Below are 18,973 nucleotides of genomic sequence, written 5' to 3' on the forward strand. Positions count from 1 at the left end.
GTGTCCACACCGGACAGCCTCACCGACGTCGCCACCGAGGGCCCAGGCCCCGGACCACTCGCCGACGGCCAGCTCACCAGCCTCGGCGTCCACGCGGCCCGGCAGCTCACGCACACCCACAAGACCGTCCCCCAGATGCAGGCCATCAGCTCGCGCTGGCTGCTGAGGACGCTGCCGTGGGTCGACGTCAGAGGCGGCGCCTACCGTGTGAACCGGCGCCTGAACCTGCGCTCCGGGCGAGGCCGGGTGCAGTTCGAGCACAACGGCGCGGACGACGTCCGTGTGATTCCCCAGACCCTGACCGAACTCCCCGCGCTGCGCGGATACTCGGACCTGGACGTCCTTCAGGAGATCGCCGGCCGCTTCCGGGTCCGCGAGGTGCGCGCCGGGCAGGTGCTGTGCGAGGCCGGGCAGCCCGTCACCGAGGGCTACCTGGTGGTGCACGGCCGCTTCACCCGCTACGCGAACGGCAAGTACGGCGACGAGGAGATCGTCGGCACCGTCACCGACGGCAGCCAGCTGGGCGACGAGGCCCTCGGCCGGCCCGACCCGCTGTGGCTGACCTCGGTGCGTGCCGACACGGCCGGCGTGGTGCTGGCGCTGCCGTGGGACACGCTGCGGGAGCTCACCGACCGGTCCCCCTCGCTGGCCGCGCATCTGGCGCAGTACGCCGAGCGGCAGCGGCTGCCGATGAACCGCAAGGGCGAGGCCGACATGCCCGTGCAGGCCGGGCACACGGGCGAACCGACCCTGAACGGCGGGTTCGTCGACTACGAACTCTCCCCGCGTGAATACGAGTTGTCCGTCACCCAGACCGTACTGCGTGTGCACACCCGGGTCGCCGACCTCTTCAACGACCCGATGAACCAGACCGAGCAGCAACTGCGCCTGACGATCGAGGAGATCCGTGAGCGTCAGGAGTGGGAGCTGGTCAACAACCGTGAGTTCGGGCTGCTCCACAATGTCGACTACGGACAGCGCATCAGCACCTTCACCGGGCCGCCCACCCCGGACGACATGGACGAGCTGCTGTCGATGCGGCGCAAGACCAAGTTGTTCCTCGCCCATCCGAAGGCCATCGCGGCGTTCTTCCGGCAGTGCAACCGGCGCGGTCTGGTGCCCGGTTCGGCCAGTGTGAACGGACACGAGGTGCCGGCCTGGCGCGGGGTGCCGATGTTTCCGTGCGCCAAGATCCCGATCTCCCCGCAGCACACCACCAGCATCATCGCGCTGCGCACGGGCGAGGCCGACCAGGGTGTGGTGGGGCTGTACCAGACGGGCATCCCGGAGGAGTACCAGCCGGGCCTGAACGTGCGGTTCATGGGCATCGACTCCGCCGCGATCATCAAGTACCTCGTGACCGCCTACTACTCGATGGCCATCCTCGTCCCCGACGCCGCCGGAATCCTGGAGAACGTCCAGATCGGCCGCACGGCCGACTGACAGCGCGGAGACCGTACCGATGACCACGACACCCCAGCCGCCGGTGACCCCGCCGGAGCCGCCGGCCACCGCACCCGAACCCCCCGCCCCCCGCCTGCTGCCCGGGCCACCGACGCTCGCCGAGACACTCGGTACCGGCCGCTCGCCGGAGGTACCCGCACAGGCCACGGTGCCGCCGTCCGCGGAGGTGCCGGTACAGGCCGCACCGTCGCCGACGGACGCGCCGACACCGGCCGCCCCACTGCCTGCGGACGTGTCCGCGCCGGCCGCCCCCCTTCCTGCGGACGCGCCCGCACCGGCCGTCGCCCTTCTTGCGGACGTGTCCGGGCCGACCGCTCCACTGCCTGTGGACGTCTCCGTGCAGGCCCTCACACCGCCTGCGGACGCCTCCGTGCCGACCGCCCCGCTGCCTGCGGACGTGCCCGTACAGGCCGTCGCCCCGCCTGCGGACGCGCCCCTGCAGGCCGCACCGTCACCGACAGACCGGCCTGCCCAACCCACCGCACCGCCCGCCGACGCGCCCGCGCCGGCCGCACCGCCGACCGCCCCCTTCCGGATGCCCGGTCCGCACAGTCTCGTCGCGTTGCTCCGGGCGCATCTGCCCGTCTCCGACGTGCCCTCGGTAGCCGATCTCGCCGGTCTACCCGGCCTGGCCGATCCACCTCGTCCGCCTGAGCCGGCGAGCGCCCAGGGCGCGTCCTCGCTGCCCGGTCCGCCCAGCCTCGCCCGCAGCGTGGCGGCGCGGCGCAGCGGGGCCGTGCCCGGGCTCAAGTACCGGACCGTCGCGCCGGCCGACCCGGCCAAGGCGGCGGAGGTGGACCGGAGGCTGGAGGACTGGGCGCGTCGGCTGGACCTGTTTCCCGAGAAGTGGTCGGGGGACTTCTCCGGCTTCCAGTTCGGGCGGGCGGTGGTGCTGCAGCACCCCTGCGCGGCCGATCTGGAACGGCTCACGGCCGCCGGGAAGCTGCTGCTGGCCGAGAACCTCGTCGACAGCTGCTACTGCGAGGTGGACGAGGGCCGGGGCGCCTCCCACAAGGGCCTCGGCGGCCGCCTGATCATGGCGCAGTCCGCGCTCGACCCGTACCACGGCACCCCGGAGCTGGAGGAGGAGTGGCGGCACGGCATGGAGGCCGACGGGCCGCTCAGGTCGTACCACCACGCTGTCGCGGACTTCGCCGCCGTCGCCACACCCAGCCAGACCGACCGGTTCGTGCACGACATGGCCCGGCTGCACATGGGCTACCTCGCGGAGGCGGCCTGGGCGGAGACGGGCTTCAAGCCGCGGGTGTGGGAGTACCTGGTGATGCGGCAGTTCAACAACTTCCGGCCCTGTCTGTCGATCGTCGACGCGGTCGACGGCTACGAACTGCCCGAGGCCCTCTACGCCCGCCCCGAGATCCAGCGGATCACCGCGCTGGCCTGCAACGCCACCACGATCGTCAACGACCTGTACTCCTTCACCAAGGAGCTGGGCGACCCGACGCATCTCAACCTGCCCGTGGTGGTCGCCGCCAACGACAAGTGCGGGCTGAAGGCCGCCTATCTGCGCAGCGTCGAGATCCACAACCGGATCATGGACGCCTTCGAGACGGAGTCGGCGCTGCTGTCCGCCGGCTCACCGCTCGTCGCCCGCTACGCCCAGGGCCTCGCGGACTGGGTGGCCGGCAACCACGAGTGGCACGCCACCAACCACCACCGATACCACCTGCCCGATTACTGGTGACCGACGTGACGGCTACTTCGACCCACCGTCACACGTACGACTCTAGGAGTACCTCTTGACCATCGCCCGCGACCTCGGCACCGGCACGCTGCCGATCCAGTCCCTCTACCAGAACCGCGTCGCGGACTACTGGAACGCCGAGGAGAACCCGGTCAACCTCGAACTCGGCAAGGTCGACGACCTCTACCACCACCACTACGGCATCGGTGAGCCCGACTGGACCGTGTTCGAGGAGGAGGACCCGGAGCTGCGGCAGAAGCGCGTCACGGCCGAGCTGCACCGGCTGGAGCACGCCCAGGCGGAGCTGCTCGCCGGCCATCTCGGCCCGCTCACGCCCGAGGACCGGGTCTTCGACGCGGGCTGCGGGCGCGGTGGCGGCAGTGTCACGGCGCATCTGCGCTACGGCTGCCACGCCGACGGCGTCACCATCTCCGCCAAGCAGTGCGAGTTCGCCAACGAGCAGGCCCGTCAGCGCGGGATCGACGACAAGGTGCGCTACCACCACCGCAACATGCTCGACACCGGCTTCGAGTCCGGCGCGTACGCGGCGTCCTGGAACAACGAGTCCACGATGTACGTCGAGCTGGACCTGCTGTTCGCCGAGCACTCCCGGCTGCTGCGCCGGGGCGGGCGCTATGTGGTGATCACCGGCTGCTACAACGACACGTACGGGCGGGCCTCGCGCGAGGTGTCGCTGATCAACGCCCACTACATCTGCGACATCCACCCCCGCTCCGAGTACTTCCGGGCGATGTCCCGCAACCGGCTGGTGCCGGTGCAGGTGACCGACCTGACGGAGGCGACCATCCCCTACTGGGAGATGCGCCGGCAGGCCGACCACCTCGTCACCGGGATCGAGGAGACCTTCCTCGACGCCTACCGCAACGGCAGCTTCCAGTACCTGCTGATCGTGGCCGACCGCGTCTGACGCATCGCGTGCCGACCGGCGGGGCGTACGGTGACGAACTCGTAGCCGTACGCCCCGCGTTGTGCTGTACGCCGTCATGGCCGAGGTGTGTCTTCCGTGCGCGGCCCGGGTGTGCTTGCCTGGGGAACCCTTTCGGTGGCCGGGCGGGAGTTGCCGTATGCACAGGCCGTGGTTGGTGGGAGCACTGGTGGCCGGAGCGCTGCTGCTCGGCGGGTGCGGGGACCCGGCGTCCGGGGAGGGCGTCGCGGCGGATCTGCCCGCGACGACCCGGCAGCAGGCGGCCCCCTCCGTGCAGGCACCGCCCGAGGAGCCGCCCGTGGTGCTGTATCTCGGAGACTCCCTGGCGATGGAGAACCAGCAGGTCGTCGGCCGTGAGCTGCGCCGCGAGCTGCGGGCCCGCTACACGGCGGCGCCGTACTCGGGCACCACCCTGTGCGACTACCTGGAGGGCACCGGCGCGCGCTCGCTGGTGCCGGACGCGGACAAGGCGGCCGCGCTGGTGCGCAGGCTGCGGCCGGACGTGGTGGTGCTGCAGTTCTGGGGGAACTCCTGGGGCTACACGCCGTGCATGGACGGCATCACGTACGACCGTTCACCCGGGCGGTATCTGGAGCGGTACGCCGCCGACGCCCGGCGGCTCACGGAGCAGATCGGCGCGGCGGGCGGGGCCCGGCGGCCGCGAATCCTGTGGGTGCTCCAGGGCCCGGACCCGATCACCCCGGACCGGGTGCGCCGGGTGAACCGTCTCTACGAGGAGCGGGCGGCGGCCTCGCACGACGCCGTCGCCGACGCGGGCCGGGCGGTCGGCCCCGCCTCCGGGCGCTACACCTGGGTCCAGCACCTGCCGTGCACGGCGTACGAGCGGGCGCACGCCGGCTACTGCACGGAGCCGGGCCGTGGCGTCACGGCCCTGCACCGCGACGACGACTACCTGCACTTCTGTCTGGCGCCCACGACGTCCACGCCGAGGCCGTGTCCGGTGCGCTCCCCCGGCATCCTGCGCATCGCCCGGGAGATCACGCGGGCGGTCGCGGAGCGCACCGGCGGCTGACCGCGCGCTCACTCCCCGGCGTAGGCCTTCTCCAGGGCGGCGATGTCGAGCTTGCGCATCTCCATCATCGCCTGCATGGCGCGGGCGGCCTTCTGCGGGTCGGGGTCCGCGATCAGCTGGGGGAACCGCTCCGGGACGACCTGCCAGGACAGCCCGTACTTGTCCTTGAGCCAGCCGCACGGGCCTTCCTCGCCGCCGTTCTCGGTGAGCTTGGTCCAGTAGTGGTCGACCTCCTCCTGGTTCTCGCAGAAGATCTGCAGGGAGACCGCCTCGTTGAAGGTGAACTGGGGGCCGCCGTTCAGCGCGCAGAACTTGTGGCCGTTGGCCGTGAACTCGACCGTCAGGACGGACCCGGCCGGCTGCGGGCCGCCCTCGGGGTAGCGGGTGATGTTCTGGATGCTGGAGTTCTTGAAGATCGAGGCGTAGTAGTGGGCGGCGTCCTCCGCCTGGTCGTCGAACCAGAGGCAGGTGATGAATCCCTCGGCGGTCATGTCGTCCTCCTGGAGGTGTCGAACCGGTCGGCAATAGAGACCGGCGCACGCCCTCGAAGTCATCGCTCTGCCCGTGGCAGATCTGCCGCGGGCAGAGAAACCGCCGGTGGGCGGGGTGGCCGGGCAACAGTGAAGTCGACGGCAACCGCTGAACCGACGAGGAGTTCCCATGACCTCTCTCACCACGCTCGCGCCCCGGGCCGAGGAGGGCGACACCCCGCCCACCCGGTTCGACGACCAGCTCGCGGCCCAGCTGCTCGGGCAGCGGATCGTGCTGCTGGGCACGCAGGTCGACGAGGTGTCCGCCAACCGGGTCTGCGCGCAGCTGCTGATCCTGTCGGCGGAGGACCCGCGCACCGACATCTGCCTGTTCATCAACAGCCCCGGCGGCTCGGTCCACGCGGGCCTCGCCATCTACGACACGATGCGGCTGATCCCCAACGACGTCGCCACGCTCGCGATGGGGTTCGCCGCCAGCATGGGCCAGTTCCTGCTGAGCGTGGGCACGGCCGGGAAGCGGTACGCGCTGCCCAACGCGCGGATCATGATGCACCAGCCGTCGGCGGGCATCGGCGGCACCACCGCGGACATCGAGATCCAGGCGGACAACCTGGAGTTCACCAAGCGGACCATCGAACGGATCACCGCCGAGCACACCGGGCAGAGCCCGGAGACGATCTCCCGGGACGGTGACCGTGACCGCTGGTTCACGGCCGAGGAGGCCCGGGAGTACGGCATGGTGGACCGGGTGGTGGAGTCGTTCGCCGATGTGCGCCCGGCCGCGACGAAGCGACGGATGGGGCTGTGACCATGGGGAGCTACACGATTCCGAACGTCATCGAGCGCACCCCGCAGGGCGAGCGGTCCTTCGACGTGTTCAGCCGGCTGCTGAACGAGCGGATCATCTTTCTCGGCACCGACATCGACGACGGGGTGGCCAATGTCGTCATCGCCCAACTCCTCCATCTGGAGTCTTCGGCGCCGGAGAACGAGATCGCGATCTACATCAACTCGCCCGGCGGCTCGTTCACTTCGCTGATGGCGATCTACGACACGATGACGTTCGTGCAGGCGCCGATCTCCACCTTCTGCGTCGGCCAGGCGGCCTCCACGGCGGCCGTGCTGCTGGCCGGCGGGGACCCGGGGCGGCGGTTCGTGCTGGAGCACGCGCGTGTGCTGCTGGGTCAGCCCGCGGCGGGCGGCCGGCAGGGCACGGTGTCCGATCTGGCCCTGCAGGCCAAGGAGATGGTGCGCATCCGCGGGCAGGTGGAGGAGGTGCTCGCCCGGCACACGCACCACGACATCGCGACCCTGCGCGCGGACATGGACCGCGACAAGGTGTTCACCGCCCAGGAGGCCGTGGCGTACGGCCTCGCGGACGAGGTGCTCAGCCGGCGCCTCGTCCGCGTCTGAGCGGCGTCAGGCGGCCAGGCACAGTCCGTTGTACGAGGACGAGGTGGAGGTCCGGCCGTGGGCTCCGGGGTGACGGCTCGTCAGCCGCACCAGCTCACCCTGCGCCTGGGCCAACAGGTCGCCCAGGCCCAGGCCGAGGGCGCGGGCGGCGGCCGCGAGGACCTCCGAGGAGGCCTCCTTGCGGCCGCGCTCCACCTCCGACAGATACGGCATGGAGATCCTGGCGGCGTCGGCGACGTCCTTGAGCGTGCGCTCCTGTGCCAGGCGCTCGCGGCGCAGGACATCGCCGACCAGGTCCCGCCACAGTGGTTCGGCGGGCCTCGGCCCCGTCCGGGGCGGGGTGGCGGGGCGGGCGGACGTCGGGCGGGTGCTCCCCGGTCGCAGGGGGATCACGCGGGCTTCGTTCGGCGCTTGATCGGTCACCTTCCCAGCCTAGGAGGCCTGACCGTGCAGGGAAGAGGACGGCATTCCGCCCTGGGTGGAACCGGAGGGCCGCATTCAGCGCCTGCACCGGGACCACCGCCTCGCGCGCCGGACTTCGGGGAACTCACCCCGTGACGAGCTCCAGCACCGCGCAGACCCGCTTGCCCACGGGGACGCGTTCGGCGGAGACCTCCGCCGCCAGGGCGTGGACTATCTCCAGGCCGTGCCGCCCGACGCGCTCGGGGTCACGGGGGAAGCGCAGGGGCAGCGCGGCGCTGCTGTCGTACACGCACACCGAGACCTCGTCGTCGGTGCCCTCCAGCTCCAGGATGTACGGGCCGTTGCTGTGCCGGTCGGCGTTGGTGACCAGCTCGCTCACCACGAGGAGCACGGCGCCCTCGGTGCGCTCGTCGATACCGGCGCACCACTCGGTCCTGAGCCGCTCGAGGAAGGCCGCCGTGAAGGCCCGTGCCTCGGCGATGCATCCCGGCTCGCCCGTGTAGTGCGCCGCCCGCCGCAGGGGCTCGACGGGCACGTCGAAGCCGGTGGGCATGACTGTGTCGTCCCGGTGCTCGATCATCCGTTTCTCTCTCCGAGGCCGGCCTGGCCGGATACTGCTGCATCATGCTCGTACCCAGTCGGCGGCGCGGCAGTCCCCGCCGGTGGTGAACCTAACGCCGGCCCGGCTGCATGGCCAGGGGGCCCGCGGGGGACGGGGGCTCGGAGGAGGGCGGTTCGGAGCTCGGGGGCTCGGAGGAAGGGGGCTCCGGGGACGGGGGCTCGGAGCTGGTGGACGGGGAGGAGGGGGGCGTCGAGGTCGGTGTGGAGACGCTCGCCGAAGGGGTCGAGTCGTCGGGCGGCCGGTCGGCCTGCTCGTCCCGGTGGCCGGTGTCGCCCTTGTGGCGGTTGATCCACTCGTCGTGGTCGGGGTCGTAGATGACGAAGACGTTGATCACGACCGGCGCGGGGTTGACCGTCACCACGTTCGAGGAGCGGTACGACGTCCAGGAGTCTCCGGTGCGCCGCGGGGTGCCCTGGAGGGCGACCGGCGGGGTGAGCGGGTTGCCGCAGGCGCAGCGCACCCGGGGCACGCCGCGGTCGTCGACCAGGACGGCGGTACCGGTCTGCAGGACGGCCTGGTAGGCGGTGGCGGCGCCGTCCCGGTAGCCGTGGTTGGTGACGCGGGTGTCCATGCGCAGCTGCACGGGCGTGAGCGAGCGCAGATACGCGGGGACGCCGGAGGCGTCGACGCCGGCGACGGACGCGAAGGCCTGGTTCTTGGGCGGCGCTGCCCTCAGCGCCCTGATCTGCTTCTCCACGTTGCAGGTGGAGACGTTGCGGGTGCCGCCGTAGAGCCCGGGGGCGCCGCCGTCGACACCGCGCACGGCGTTGGAGGGGACGGACTCGGGGGCCGGCGAGGGGGTGACCGGGGGCGCGGAGCTGTCGGTGGCCGTGGAGCCGGTGAACGGGTCGGGGCCGGACTTGCCCGCGGCCTGGAGGAAGACCTCGCCGCGGGTGCCGGAGCCGCCGTCGGGGCGGGTCAGGACCACCGCCACCACCACCGCGGCCACCACGACGGCGGCGAGCAGCGCCATCCGCGGCACGGACCGCCACCAGGGCCGACGGGGTTCGGGCTCCGCCCCGCCACCGCCGGACGGCTCGGACGGCGGACCCGGGGGCGGCTGCGAGGGAGGTTGTGAGGGCGGGCCCGAGGGCGGTTGTCCGGGGCCCGACAGCGGGCCGGAGGGCGGTCCTGTGGGGCGGCCGGACGACGGCGGTTCGACGCTCACGGGCCCTTCTTCCCGACGACGACCGCACACGGAATCGCCGTCTTCTACCGCTTCGGGCGTATTGCTCTCATTGTGTGCGCCGGTCCGGCCGGCCCGCCAAGCGAACGGCACGCCCCTCGGCGGACGCGGACGGACCTCCCGGCAGGCGCTTCCCGCAGGGCCTGCTTAGCGTGGCAAGGGTGAGCCCCCCGACCCCCTCCGACCAGGCAGTCGCCCGTCACGGCTGGGTACAGGCCGGCGTCGCCGTGCTGCTCGCGACGGTCGCCATGGGCGTCACCGCGGCCCTGGGCCTGTGGGCCGCCGGAGCCGCCGACCTCCCGGAGGGGGCGTTCCCGCGGGTGACCGCGGCGACCCTCGTCACGGCCGTCGGCGGCACGATCGAACTGTCCGGGAACGCCGGAGGACTGGCCGAGTCCTCCGCCGGGCTGACCGTGATCCCGCTGTCCGTCACCCTCGTCGGCGCGCTGGTGCTCGCCGCGGGCTTTCTGCGCCCGCTGCGCCATCGGGCCGTGGCCGGCGGGCGGGAGCTGGCCGGCTGGGCCGCCCGGTTCGCCGTGCTGTGGCTGGTGGTGCTGCTCGCGCTGTCCTTCGCCGCCCGCCGGACCTTCGTGATCCCGCTGGGCGAGGGCACGCTGGCCGACCTCGGCGATGTGTTCGGCATCTCGCCCGAGGTGGGCTTCGAGACCGCGCTGCTGCCCACGCTGTTCTTCGGCCTGCTGTGGCTGGCCGGGATCCTCGTCCTGGCGCTGCTGGTGTCCAGCGGGGCGCCGCTGCCGGGCAGGCTGCTGCGCTTCAGGACCTCCGTGCGCCCGGCCGCGTACGCCATGGTCCTGCTCCTGCTGGCGTACGTGGCCCTCGGCGTCGTCATCGGGCTGATCGTCACCGTGACCCGGGGGCATGCCGCCGAGACGCTCGCGGTGATTCTGCTCGGTCTGCCGAACCTGGTGTGGCTGACGCTGACCATCGGGCTCGGTGCGACCTGGAACGGCCGGGTGGAGGGCCCGTTCGGGCTGCCGATGCCGCATGTCCTGGACCAGGTGCTGCGCTCCGACGAGACCGCCGACCTCAACCTGTCCACGCTGGCCGAGTACGACGGGCGGGTGTGGTGGCTGGTCGCGGTCGACGCCGTTCTCCTGCTGGCGGCCGCCTTCGTGATGGCGACCCGCTCCCCCGCCCGCGTCCGTGCCTGGCAGCACGCCCTGCACATGGCCGTCGCCCTCGCCCTGACCGTCCTCATGATCTGCCTGGTCGGCCGCATCTCCGCCCACTACGGCCTCTCGGTCCTCGGCATCGGGGACCTGGGCGGCGATCTGGGCGGCGACCTCTTCCTGCGCCCCCGGCTGTGGCAGGCCCTGGGCCTCGCCCTGCTGTGGGGGCTGGTGACGGGCTTCCTCGGCGCACTGATGGCACGTGGAGTGAGAAGACGGGGAGAGCTGCAGTAGGCCTCTTGGGGGCGCGGGGAACGGCGCGACCGACCACGACGAACGCGAGGACGCCATACGGCGGATCACGGCAGACGCGATGAGAACACAGGCGAAGCCCACGGCGGAGGCGCCTTTACGGCATTCCGCTCCACCACCCGAGTCGGCGGATGGTCCCCCTGCACGCCGACAGCGACAGCCCGCAGGGCCGCCACGAACGCAAGGCAGGACCCGTACCGGTCATCAGGCCTCTTCGCGAGCGCCTTGGCGAACACAGGGTCGAGCCCGGAGGGCAACCCGGGCCGAGCCTGGGTGACCGGCGGAGCCTCGTCGTACTGGTGGGCCCACAGAAGAGCCATGTCGTCGTCGCGCCGGAACGGCGGCCGCCCGCCGAGCACCTCGTACACCACGCAGGCGAGCCCGTACACGTCGCAGCGCCCGTCGACCGGCCGCCCGGAGATCTGCTCGGGCGCCACGTAGTCCAGCGTGCCGACGAACTGCCCGACGGTGGTGAACCCGGTCAGCGACAGGGACTTCTTCGTCAGCCCGAAGTCGGTGAGATACACATGCTCGGGATGGTCGCTGTCGGTGCCGCGCGCGACGAGGATGTTGCCCGGCTTGACGTCCCGGTGCACCAGGCCGTGCTCATGGGCGGCGTCCAGGGCGGAGGCGACCTGCGCGGCGATCCGCAGCGCGGCGGGCAGCGGCAGCGGCCCCTCGCGGTCCAGGAGGTGGCGCAGGTCGCTGCCGGAGACGTACCGCATGGCGATGTACAGCACACCGTCGGTCTCCCCCGCCTCGAAGACGGGCACGATGTGCGGATGGTCGAGGGCGGCGGCCACCCGCGACTCATGGGTGAAGCGCCGGCGGAAGGTGTCGTTGCGGGCCAGCTCCGGAGCCAGCAGCTTCAGCGCGACCGTGCGCTCCAGCCGCAGATCACGGGCCCGGTAGACGACGGCCATGCCGCCCCGGCCGATCTCGGCCTCGATGCGGTAGCCGGCGACCCGGCGGCCGATCAGCTCGGAGGGCCGGCCGGAGAAGGGGCCGGTGTCACGGGCCATCAGGTGTCACGACCTGGGTGGGCGTATAGCCGTTGTCCCCGGCGACCACCTCGGTGGGTGCGGGCCCCTCGGGACCGGGGCCCGGGGCGGCCCGCCGCGGACCCTCGTCGGTGGCGTACGTGGCCTGGCGGACGCCCTCGCCGTACACCCACCGCCCCTGCTCGGCGTCGTACAGCCACACCGACTCCCCGTCCACCACGATCCCCGCCCGCAGGCCACGGGTGCGGGCCGCGAAGGCCTCGCCGTCCAGCGTGCCGACGGCCAGCTCCTCGACGGCGGCCCGGTAGCGGGCGAGCGTCTGCTCGGCGCGGGCCAACAGGGGGCGCGGGTCGGCGGTGGCATCGGGCGGCCCGGTCACCGGCGGGTCCTGCGGTACGGCGACCAGGAGGCGGCCGTCGACCCAGGCGGACCAGCCGTTGGAGCACAGGACGTGGCCCCAGTCGCCGCTCCGCTCCACAAGCCGGACCGGCAGCAGCGGGTCGAGGGGCACGGTGGGCCGGGCCGGGTCGGGGGCCTCCCAGGCGGGCATGCCCTCGCCCGGGACGACATGCGTGGGCCGGAAACCGGGGGTCGTCATCGGCGCCTACTTCCGCATCACGACGGGTTCCTGCCGGCGCAGCAGCCGGGAGACGACGTAGCCGAAGAGCGCCGACAGCACCAGCAGCATGCCGATGTTCAGCAGCCACACCCCGGCCGAGTGCTCGAACAGCGGGTCGGAGGTGAGGTCGCCGGGCACGATCCGGGCCAGCTGGATGGTGCCGGCCATCGCGCCGAGCGCCCAGCGGGAGGGCACCAGCCAGGACAGCTGCTCCAGTCCGGGCACGCCGTCGAGCTTCAGCAGGGCGCCGCAGAAGACGACTTGGACGATGGCGAGCAGCACCAGCAGCGGCATCGTCACCTCTTCCTTGCGCACCAGCGCGGAGACCACCAGGCCGAGCATCATCGCGGTGAACGCGAGCAGGGCGACGGCGACGGTGATCTCGGCCAGCGGCGGCAGCAACACGCCTTCGTCGCGGGGCGCGTTGAGGTCGACGCCCAGCAGCGCCACCAGGGTGAGCACGACGGCCTGGAGGACCGTGATCGTGCCGAGGACGATCACCTTGGACATCAGGTAGGCGGATCTGGACAGGCCGACGGCTCTCTCACGCCGGTAGATCACGCGCTCCTTGACGAGTTCGCGCACGGCGTTGGCCGCGCCGGTGAGGACGCCGCCGACGCACAGGATGAGCAGCGCGTTCATGGCGGTGTCGCGGGTCAGTTCGCCGCCGGCCAGGGCGCGGGCCATGGCGCCCATCACGAACGGCAGGGCGATCATGATGGCGAGGAAGGTGCGGTCGGCGCTCAGGGCCGCGGTGTAGCGGCGTACGAGGGTGCCGAGCTGGGCGGTCCGGCTGCGCGGCTTCGGCGGCGGGGCGATGATCACCGGCCCTGAGCGGGGGACGCGGGGCTGGGCACTGGCGTCGGCGACATAGCGCCGGTGCTGGAGCGAGGCGCGGTAGGTGCCGGCCCAGTCGCGGTCCTGGTCGTGCTCGAAGGACTCGAAGGCCTCGGGCCACTCGGCGTGCCCGAAGAAGGCGAGGGCCTCCTCGGGCGGTCCGTAGTAGGCGATCCGGCCGCCGGGGGCCAGCACCAGCAGGCGGTCGCAGACGTCGAGGCTGAGGACGCTGTGGGTCACGACGATGACGGTGCGGCCGTCGTCGGCGAGGCCGCGCAGCATGTGCATCACCGAGCGGTCCATGCCGGGGTCGAGTCCGGAGGTCGGCTCGTCGAGGAAGAGCAGGGACGGCTTCGTCAGCAGCTCCAGGGCGACGCTGACCCGCTTGCGCTGGCCGCCGGAGAGGCTGTGCACGGGCTGGGCGGCGCGCTGCTCCAGGCCCAGTTCCCGGATGACCTCGTCGACCCGGGCGCGGCGCTCGGCCTTGGCGGTGTCCTGCGGGAAGCGCAGTTCGGCGGCGTAGGCGAGGGCGCTGCGGACGGTGAGCTGGGCGTGCAGGATGTCGTCCTGCGGGACGAGGCCGATGCGCTGGCGCAGCTCGGCGTAGTCGCGGTAGAGGTCACGGCCGTCGTACAGGACGGTGCCGTGGTCGGCGGGGCGCTGGCCGGTGAGGGCGTGGAGCAGCGTGGACTTGCCGGCGCCGCTCGGGCCTACGACGGCCAGCAGGCACTTCTCGCCGACGGGGAAGGACACATGGTCGAGGAGGGTCTTGCGGCCGTGGTCGACGGCGACCGTGAGGTCTTGGACGTCGAGGGAGACCTCGCCGGTGTCGACGTACTCCTGGAGCTGGTCGCCGACCAGGCAGAACGCGGAGTGGCCGATGCCGATGACGTCGCCGGGGCCGACGGGGGCGCTGGTGACGGGGCGGCCGTTGAGGTAGGTGCCGTTGTGGCTGCCGAGGTCGGCGATCTCGTAGCCGCCGTCGGGCAGGGCGCGCAGCTCGGCGTGGCGGCGGGAGACGACGAGGTCGTCGATGACGAGGTCGCTGTCGGCGGCGCGGCCGATGCGGACGGTGCGGGCGGGCAGCGGGCGGATGCTGGTGGGCTGCCGGAAGGTGCCGGTGGCGCCGGGCCGGGAGACCGCGGCGATCATGGAGGGGCGCTCGGGGGCGGGCGGGACGCTGCCGAGGACGAGGGCGCGGGGGCCGTCGGAGGGGCTGCCGAAGCGGATCTCGCTGCCGGGGCCGATGTCCCGCTCCAGGACAGGGCGGCCGTCGGCCCAGGTGCCGTTGGTGCTGTGCTCGTCCTCGATGGTCCAGTGGTCGCCCGCCGGGTGCAGGACCGCGTGGTGCCAGGAGACGCGGGCGTCGTCGATGACGATGTCGCACAGCGGGTCGCGGCCCACGTGGTAGTCGCGGCCCGGGCTCATCACCGTGGAGCCCCAGTCGGTCTCCAGCACGAGTTCGGGCGCAGTCGACGCGACCGGCCGTTCCGCCATGCCAGAATTCTACCGATACGTCCATCCGTGTGCCTGGGCTGCAGGGCGCCGGTGGCCGGCTAGGCCACGGGCATGACCAGGGCGGGGCCGGTCCGCTGCATGCGCAGGGCGTCGACGGACTCGGCGAGCAGTTCGTACTCGGTGGTCTCGTCGCTCGCGGCGATGCGTACCAGCCGGCCGGCGGCCAACTCGTCGGCGCACAACTCCTGTTGGCCGGGATCTGCGCACCAGGCGCGCAGCAGTTGCGGGACGTCGGGCACATTGTCCGCGACCGGCACCAGCGCGCTGGGGGGTAAGTGCCCGGCCTCGGGGTCGGGGTCGAGCCGCTCGGCGATCCAGGAGGCCCGGTCGCGCAGCCACCACAGGGCGAGCGCCAGGGTGGGCGCGCGGTAGGTGCCGAGCGGGACGCCGATGCGCCGCCCGTCGCAGACTCCGTACGCGGTGACATGGCACAGGAATTCGTCGTGCACGATCCACTCCCCCGATGTGCTCAGCAGCCGGTGGGGCCTCGCTCTCGTGCGGCTCGGGGCGGTGAACTGCCCACTGAGGTCGAGTATCTTCACTCTTGAACCACTGTCACCATGTCTTTCCAGCCAGTCTCCTGGCATATTCACGGCCCGAGTTGGCCGAAAGGCGCGGGGGCCGCGCCCGCCGCGCCTTTCGGTGGAATTCAGGGGGCGACGACCTCGTCGATCCGGGCCAGTTCCTCCGCGTCGAAGTCGAGGTTGCCGATGGCGGCCACGCTGTCCTCGAGCTGGCGCGCGCTGGACGCGCCGACCAGCGCCGAGGTCACCCGGCCGCCGCGCAGCACCCAGGCGAGGGCGAGCTGGGCCAGCGTCTGGCCGCGGGACTTGGCGATGTCGTCCAGGGCGCGCAGCCGGGCCACCAGGTCCTCGGTGACCGCGTCGCGGTTCAGGAAGGGGCTGTCGCTCGCGGCCCGGGAGTCCTCCGGGATGCCGTCGAGGTAGCGGCCCGTGAGCAGGCCCTGCTCCAGCGGGGAGTAGGCGATGGAGCCGACCTGGAGCTCGTCGAGCGCCTCCAGCAGGCCCTCGTCCTCCGGGCGCCGGTCGAGCATCGAGTAGCGCGGCTGGTGGATCAGCAGCGGGGTGCCCAGGTCGGCGAGGATGCGGGCGGCCTCGCGGGTCTGCTCGGCGGAGTAGTTGGAGACGCCGACGTAGAGCGCCTTGCCCTGCTGCACCGCGGAGTGCAGGGCGCCCATCGTCTCCTCCAGCGGAGTCTCGGGGTCGAAGCGGTGCGAGTAGAAGACGTCGACGTAGTCCAGGCCCAGCCGCTTCAGGCTCTGGTCGAGCGAGGACAGCAGGTACTTGCGCGAGCCCCACTCGCCGTACGGGCCGGGCCACATCAGGTAGCCGGCCTTGGTCGAGATCACCAGCTCGTCGCGGTACGGCGCGAAGTCGGTCTTCAGGAACTCACCGAGGGCCGCTTCGGCGGCGCCGGGCGGCGGGCCGTAGTTGTTGGCCAGGTCGAAGTGGGTGACGCCGAGGTCGAAGGCGCGGCGCAGGATCGCGCGCTGCGTCTCGACCGGGCGGTCGGGGCCGAAGTTGTGCCACAGGCCCAGCGACAGCGCGGGCAGCTGCAGGCCGCTGCGTCCGGTGCGCCGGTAGGGCATGTCCGTGTAGCGGTCGGGGTGTGCGGTGTACAACGCGACTCCTGGCATGGGAGGGGTCATGAGAGGGGTGAGCCGCTTCCCACTCTTCCCTGACCTGCGGGCAGTGGTCCAACAGAAGAATCCGATGGGATTGAGCGGATAAGCTGCTCAATCATGGAACTGCGCCACCTCCAGCACTTCGTCGCGGTCGCCGAGGACCAGCACTTCACCCGGGCCGCCGAACGGCTCATGGTGTCCCAGTCGGGCCTGTCCGCGTCCATCCGGGCGCTGGAGCGGGAGCTGCGGGCGCCGCTGTTCGTCCGTACCACCCGACGGGTGACGCTGACCGAGGCCGGGCGGGCGCTGCTGGGCGAGGCCGAGCGCATCCTGGCGCAGGTGCGGGCCGCCCACGAGGCGGTGGCCGCGGTGCAGGGCGTGCTGCGGGGCACGCTCGCGCTGGGCACCGAGCAGTGCATCGCCGGGGTGCACGCGGCGGCGCTGCTGGCCGCCTTCCGGGGGCGGCACCCGGACGTGGAGATCCGGCTGCGGCAGTCCGGCTCCCTCGCGCTGGCCGAGGAGGTCGCCGCCGGGCGACTGGACCTGGCCTTCGCCTACCGCACCCGCGACGACTCCGACCAGTTGCGCTCGGTGTCCCTGGCGGGCGAGCCGATGACCCTGCTGTGCCATCCGGAGCATCCGCTGGCCTCGGCCGGTCCGGCCGTCGCCCCGCACGACCTGGCCGGGGAGGTCTTCGTCGACTTCCACCCCGACTGGGGCCCGCGCCGGGCGACCGACGCCGCGTTCGCCGCGGCGGGCGTGCGCCGGACGGTCGGCCTGGAGGTGAACGACGTGCACACGCTGCTGGACCTGGTGGACGAGAACCTGGGCGTGGCCGCCGTACCGCGGCATTTCCGGCACAAGCGCGAGTCGCTGGCCGCCGTACCGCTGAAGGGCACGGCCGAGGTGGTCTACGAGACGGTGGCCCTGCTGCCGCCCCCGCAGGCGACCAGCCCGGCGGCGCGGGCGCTGATGGAGCTGCTCGACGCCGGGGCGCACGACTGCGGGTGATGCGCGATGGTGGACCCATGCATGCCAAAGACATCCTCATCGACGGATTCGGCCGCATCCAGGAAGAGGTCCACGCCTGCGTCGAGGGCCTCGGCCCCGACGAGCTGGCCGCCCGCCCCGCCGACGGCGCCAACTCCATCGCCTGGCTCGTCTGGCATCTCACCCGCGTCCAGGACGACCACATCGCGGACGCCTTCGGCCTGGACCAGGTGTGGCTCGCCCAGGACTGGAGCAAGAAGTTCGGCCTCGGCCTGCCGCCCCGCGACACCGGCTACGGCCACAGCTCCGCCAAGGTCGCCAAGGTGCGGGTCGACTCGGCGGAGCTGCTGACCGGGTACTACGACGCCGTGCACGCGCAGACGCTGGAGTGTCTGCGCGCGCTGGCCGCCAAGGACCTGGAGCGGGTCGTGGACGAGAACTGGGACCCGCCGGTCACGCTGGGCGTACGGCTGGTGAGCGTCCTGTCCGACGACCTGCAGCATGTCGGACAGGCGGCCTATGTGCGCGGGCTGCTTCAGAGCGCGTAGCCGGGCAGGACGACGTCCTCGATGAGGGCCTTGCGCTCGTCGAACGGGATGAACGCGCTCTTGACGGCGTTCACCGTGACCGTGCGCAGGTCCTCCAGACCCCAGCCGGCCTGCTCGACCAGCAGGGACATCTCGCGGGTCATCGTGGTGCCCGACACCAGACGGTTGTCGGTGTTGAGGGTGACGCGGAAGCCGAGGTCCTTCAGCGCGGTGATCGGGTGCTCGGCGATGGAGGTGGCGGCGCCGGTCTGGAGGTTGGAGGTGGGGCACATCTCCAGCGCGATCCGTCGGTCGCGGACCCAGCCGGCCAGGCGGCCGAGCTTGCCGTCGACTATGTCGTCGGTGATGCGCACGCCGTGGCCGAGGCGCTGGGCGCCGCAGATCTGGAGGGCCTGGTGGATGCTGGACAGGCCGTCCGCCTCACCGGCGTGGATGGTGAAGGGCACGCTCTCGCGGCGCAGGTGCTCGAAGGCGGCGAGGTGGTCGGCGGCCGGGAAGCCTGCCTCGGCACCGGCGATGTCGAAGCCGACGACGCCCGCGTCACGGAAGGCCACGGCGAGGTCGGCGGCCTCGCGGACGCGGTCGAACATCCGCATGCCGCACAGCAGGGTGCCGACCCGGACGGGCGTACCGGCCGCGGCGGCCTTCGCCATACCCGCGGCGAGACCCTCCTGCACGGTCTCGACGACCTCGGCGAGGGCCAGGCCGCCGTTGGTGTTCAGCTCGGGGGCGTAGCGCACCTCGGCGTAGACGACGCCGTCCGCGGCGAGGTCCAGCACATACTCCTCGGCGGTGCGCAGCAGGCCCTCGCGGGTCTGCATCACGGCGAGGGTGTGCTCGAAGGTGGCGATGTAGCGGACCAGGTCACCGGAGTTGGCGGCCTCGAAGTACCAGGCGGCCAGCTCGTCGGGGTCGGTCGTCGGCAGGGTGTGCCCGACCTCCTGGGCCAGCTCGACGACCGTGGCGGGGCGCAGGCCTCCGTCGAGGTGGTCGTGCAGGACGGCCTTGGGGAGGCGGCGGATCACATCGGCGTCTACGCGCGTAGCTGTCATGGCAGGGCTTTCCTTGGAGCGGGGTTGTTCGAGGGGCGGAG

At 72.2% G+C, this 18,973-nt stretch carries 19 protein-coding genes; 9 read left to right on the top strand and 10 right to left on the bottom strand.

Annotated features, from left to right (window positions below; genetic code table 11):
* The 4 genes from ACIQ6Y_RS16360 (at window position 1) to ACIQ6Y_RS16375 (ending at window position 5,145) form a co-directional block, all read left to right on the top strand.
* Window positions 1–1,443 (top strand): family 2B encapsulin nanocompartment shell protein, encoded by a 1,443-nt coding sequence (locus tag ACIQ6Y_RS16360; protein ID WP_404038531.1) that lies wholly within the window; start codon window positions 1–3, stop codon window positions 1,441–1,443.
* Between the two features lie 556 nt (window positions 1,444–1,999).
* Entirely contained in the window at window positions 2,000–3,166 is a 1,167-nt protein-coding gene (locus ACIQ6Y_RS16365) for a family 2 encapsulin nanocompartment cargo protein terpene cyclase (protein ID WP_404040057.1), read from the top strand.
* Window positions 3,167–3,221: 55 nt separating this feature from the next.
* On the top strand, window positions 3,222–4,094 hold the full coding sequence (locus tag ACIQ6Y_RS16370; RefSeq protein ID WP_404038534.1) for a geranyl diphosphate 2-C-methyltransferase: 873 nt from the start codon (window positions 3,222–3,224) through the stop codon (window positions 4,092–4,094).
* A 157-nt stretch (window positions 4,095–4,251) separates the two neighbouring features.
* A complete protein-coding gene (locus ACIQ6Y_RS16375) occupies window positions 4,252–5,145 on the top strand; it encodes an SGNH/GDSL hydrolase family protein (RefSeq protein ID WP_404038536.1) in 894 nt (297 codons plus the stop codon).
* A gap of 8 nt (window positions 5,146–5,153) precedes the next feature.
* Here the strand turns inward: ACIQ6Y_RS16375 and ACIQ6Y_RS16380 are convergent, their stop codons facing one another.
* A complete protein-coding gene (locus ACIQ6Y_RS16380; protein WP_404038538.1) occupies window positions 5,154–5,636 on the bottom strand; it encodes a VOC family protein in 483 nt (160 codons plus the stop codon).
* A 169-nt stretch (window positions 5,637–5,805) separates the two neighbouring features.
* Between ACIQ6Y_RS16380 and ACIQ6Y_RS16385 the strand changes: the two genes are divergently transcribed.
* On the top strand, window positions 5,806–6,444 hold the full coding sequence (locus ACIQ6Y_RS16385; protein ID WP_404038541.1) for an ATP-dependent Clp protease proteolytic subunit: 639 nt from the start codon (window positions 5,806–5,808) through the stop codon (window positions 6,442–6,444).
* 2 nt (window positions 6,445–6,446) lie between these two features.
* The gene (locus tag ACIQ6Y_RS16390) at window positions 6,447–7,049 is read left to right on the top strand and encodes a ClpP family protease (RefSeq protein ID WP_404038544.1); all 603 of its coding nucleotides are present in this window, start codon (window positions 6,447–6,449) and stop codon (window positions 7,047–7,049) included.
* Window positions 7,050–7,055: 6 nt separating this feature from the next.
* On the opposite strand, the gene ACIQ6Y_RS16395 is transcribed toward ACIQ6Y_RS16390, so the two are convergent.
* The 3 genes from ACIQ6Y_RS16395 to ACIQ6Y_RS16405 all read right to left on the bottom strand — a co-directional run bounded on the left by ACIQ6Y_RS16395 (window position 7,056) and on the right by ACIQ6Y_RS16405 (window position 9,262).
* Window positions 7,056–7,472 (bottom strand): helix-turn-helix domain-containing protein, encoded by a 417-nt coding sequence (locus ACIQ6Y_RS16395; protein WP_404038547.1) that lies wholly within the window; start codon window positions 7,470–7,472, stop codon window positions 7,056–7,058.
* Window positions 7,473–7,596: 124 nt separating this feature from the next.
* Window positions 7,597–8,052, bottom strand: coding sequence for an ATP-binding protein (locus ACIQ6Y_RS16400; protein ID WP_404038550.1), 456 nt, complete (start codon window positions 8,050–8,052; stop codon window positions 7,597–7,599).
* A 91-nt stretch (window positions 8,053–8,143) separates the two neighbouring features.
* Window positions 8,144–9,262 (bottom strand): DUF6777 domain-containing protein, encoded by a 1,119-nt coding sequence (locus ACIQ6Y_RS16405; RefSeq protein WP_404038552.1) that lies wholly within the window; start codon window positions 9,260–9,262, stop codon window positions 8,144–8,146.
* 179 nt (window positions 9,263–9,441) lie between these two features.
* Here ACIQ6Y_RS16405 and ACIQ6Y_RS16410 point away from each other — a divergent pair, with 179 nt between their 5' ends.
* A complete protein-coding gene (locus tag ACIQ6Y_RS16410) occupies window positions 9,442–10,704 on the top strand; it encodes a streptophobe family protein (protein ID WP_404038555.1) in 1,263 nt (420 codons plus the stop codon).
* Between the two features lie 65 nt (window positions 10,705–10,769).
* Here the strand turns inward: ACIQ6Y_RS16410 and ACIQ6Y_RS16415 are convergent, their stop codons facing one another.
* The 5 genes from ACIQ6Y_RS16415 to mgrA all read right to left on the bottom strand — a co-directional run bounded on the left by ACIQ6Y_RS16415 (window position 10,770) and on the right by mgrA (window position 16,339).
* The gene (locus ACIQ6Y_RS16415; protein ID WP_404038558.1) at window positions 10,770–11,744 is read right to left on the bottom strand and encodes a serine/threonine-protein kinase; all 975 of its coding nucleotides are present in this window, start codon (window positions 11,742–11,744) and stop codon (window positions 10,770–10,772) included.
* Complete coding sequence (locus ACIQ6Y_RS16420; protein ID WP_404038561.1) at window positions 11,734–12,321, bottom strand: hypothetical protein; 588 nt, start codon at window positions 12,319–12,321, stop codon at window positions 11,734–11,736. Before ACIQ6Y_RS16420 ends, ACIQ6Y_RS16415 begins: the two co-directional genes overlap by 11 nt.
* A gap of 6 nt (window positions 12,322–12,327) precedes the next feature.
* Window positions 12,328–14,676, bottom strand: a complete 2,349-nt coding sequence (locus ACIQ6Y_RS16425; protein ID WP_404038564.1) for an FHA domain-containing protein — start codon at window positions 14,674–14,676, stop codon at window positions 12,328–12,330.
* Between the two features lie 59 nt (window positions 14,677–14,735).
* A complete protein-coding gene (locus ACIQ6Y_RS16430) occupies window positions 14,736–15,146 on the bottom strand; it encodes a hypothetical protein (protein ID WP_404038567.1) in 411 nt (136 codons plus the stop codon).
* Between the two features lie 200 nt (window positions 15,147–15,346).
* Complete coding sequence (gene mgrA, locus ACIQ6Y_RS16435; RefSeq protein WP_404038570.1) at window positions 15,347–16,339, bottom strand: L-glyceraldehyde 3-phosphate reductase; 993 nt, start codon at window positions 16,337–16,339, stop codon at window positions 15,347–15,349.
* A 120-nt stretch (window positions 16,340–16,459) separates the two neighbouring features.
* Here mgrA and ACIQ6Y_RS16440 point away from each other — a divergent pair, with 120 nt between their 5' ends.
* Both ACIQ6Y_RS16440 and ACIQ6Y_RS16445 read left to right on the top strand, forming a co-directional pair.
* Window positions 16,460–17,353: a LysR family transcriptional regulator gene (locus ACIQ6Y_RS16440; RefSeq protein WP_404038573.1), complete on the top strand. Its 894-nt coding sequence runs from the start codon at window positions 16,460–16,462 to the stop codon at window positions 17,351–17,353.
* A 17-nt stretch (window positions 17,354–17,370) separates the two neighbouring features.
* Window positions 17,371–17,880: a DinB family protein gene (locus ACIQ6Y_RS16445; protein WP_404038576.1), complete on the top strand. Its 510-nt coding sequence runs from the start codon at window positions 17,371–17,373 to the stop codon at window positions 17,878–17,880.
* On the opposite strand, the gene ACIQ6Y_RS16450 is transcribed toward ACIQ6Y_RS16445, so the two are convergent.
* Window positions 17,868–18,932 carry an adenosine deaminase gene (locus tag ACIQ6Y_RS16450; protein WP_404038579.1) on the bottom strand — a complete coding sequence of 355 codons (1,065 nt, stop codon included), beginning with the start codon at window positions 18,930–18,932 and terminating at the stop codon, window positions 17,868–17,870. The genes ACIQ6Y_RS16445 and ACIQ6Y_RS16450 overlap by 13 nt on opposite strands.
* Between the last annotated feature and the right edge of the window lie 41 nt (window positions 18,933–18,973).

This window comes from Streptomyces sp. NPDC096205 (assembly GCF_044763135.1).
Lineage (GTDB): Bacteria > Actinomycetota > Actinomycetes > Streptomycetales > Streptomycetaceae > Streptomyces.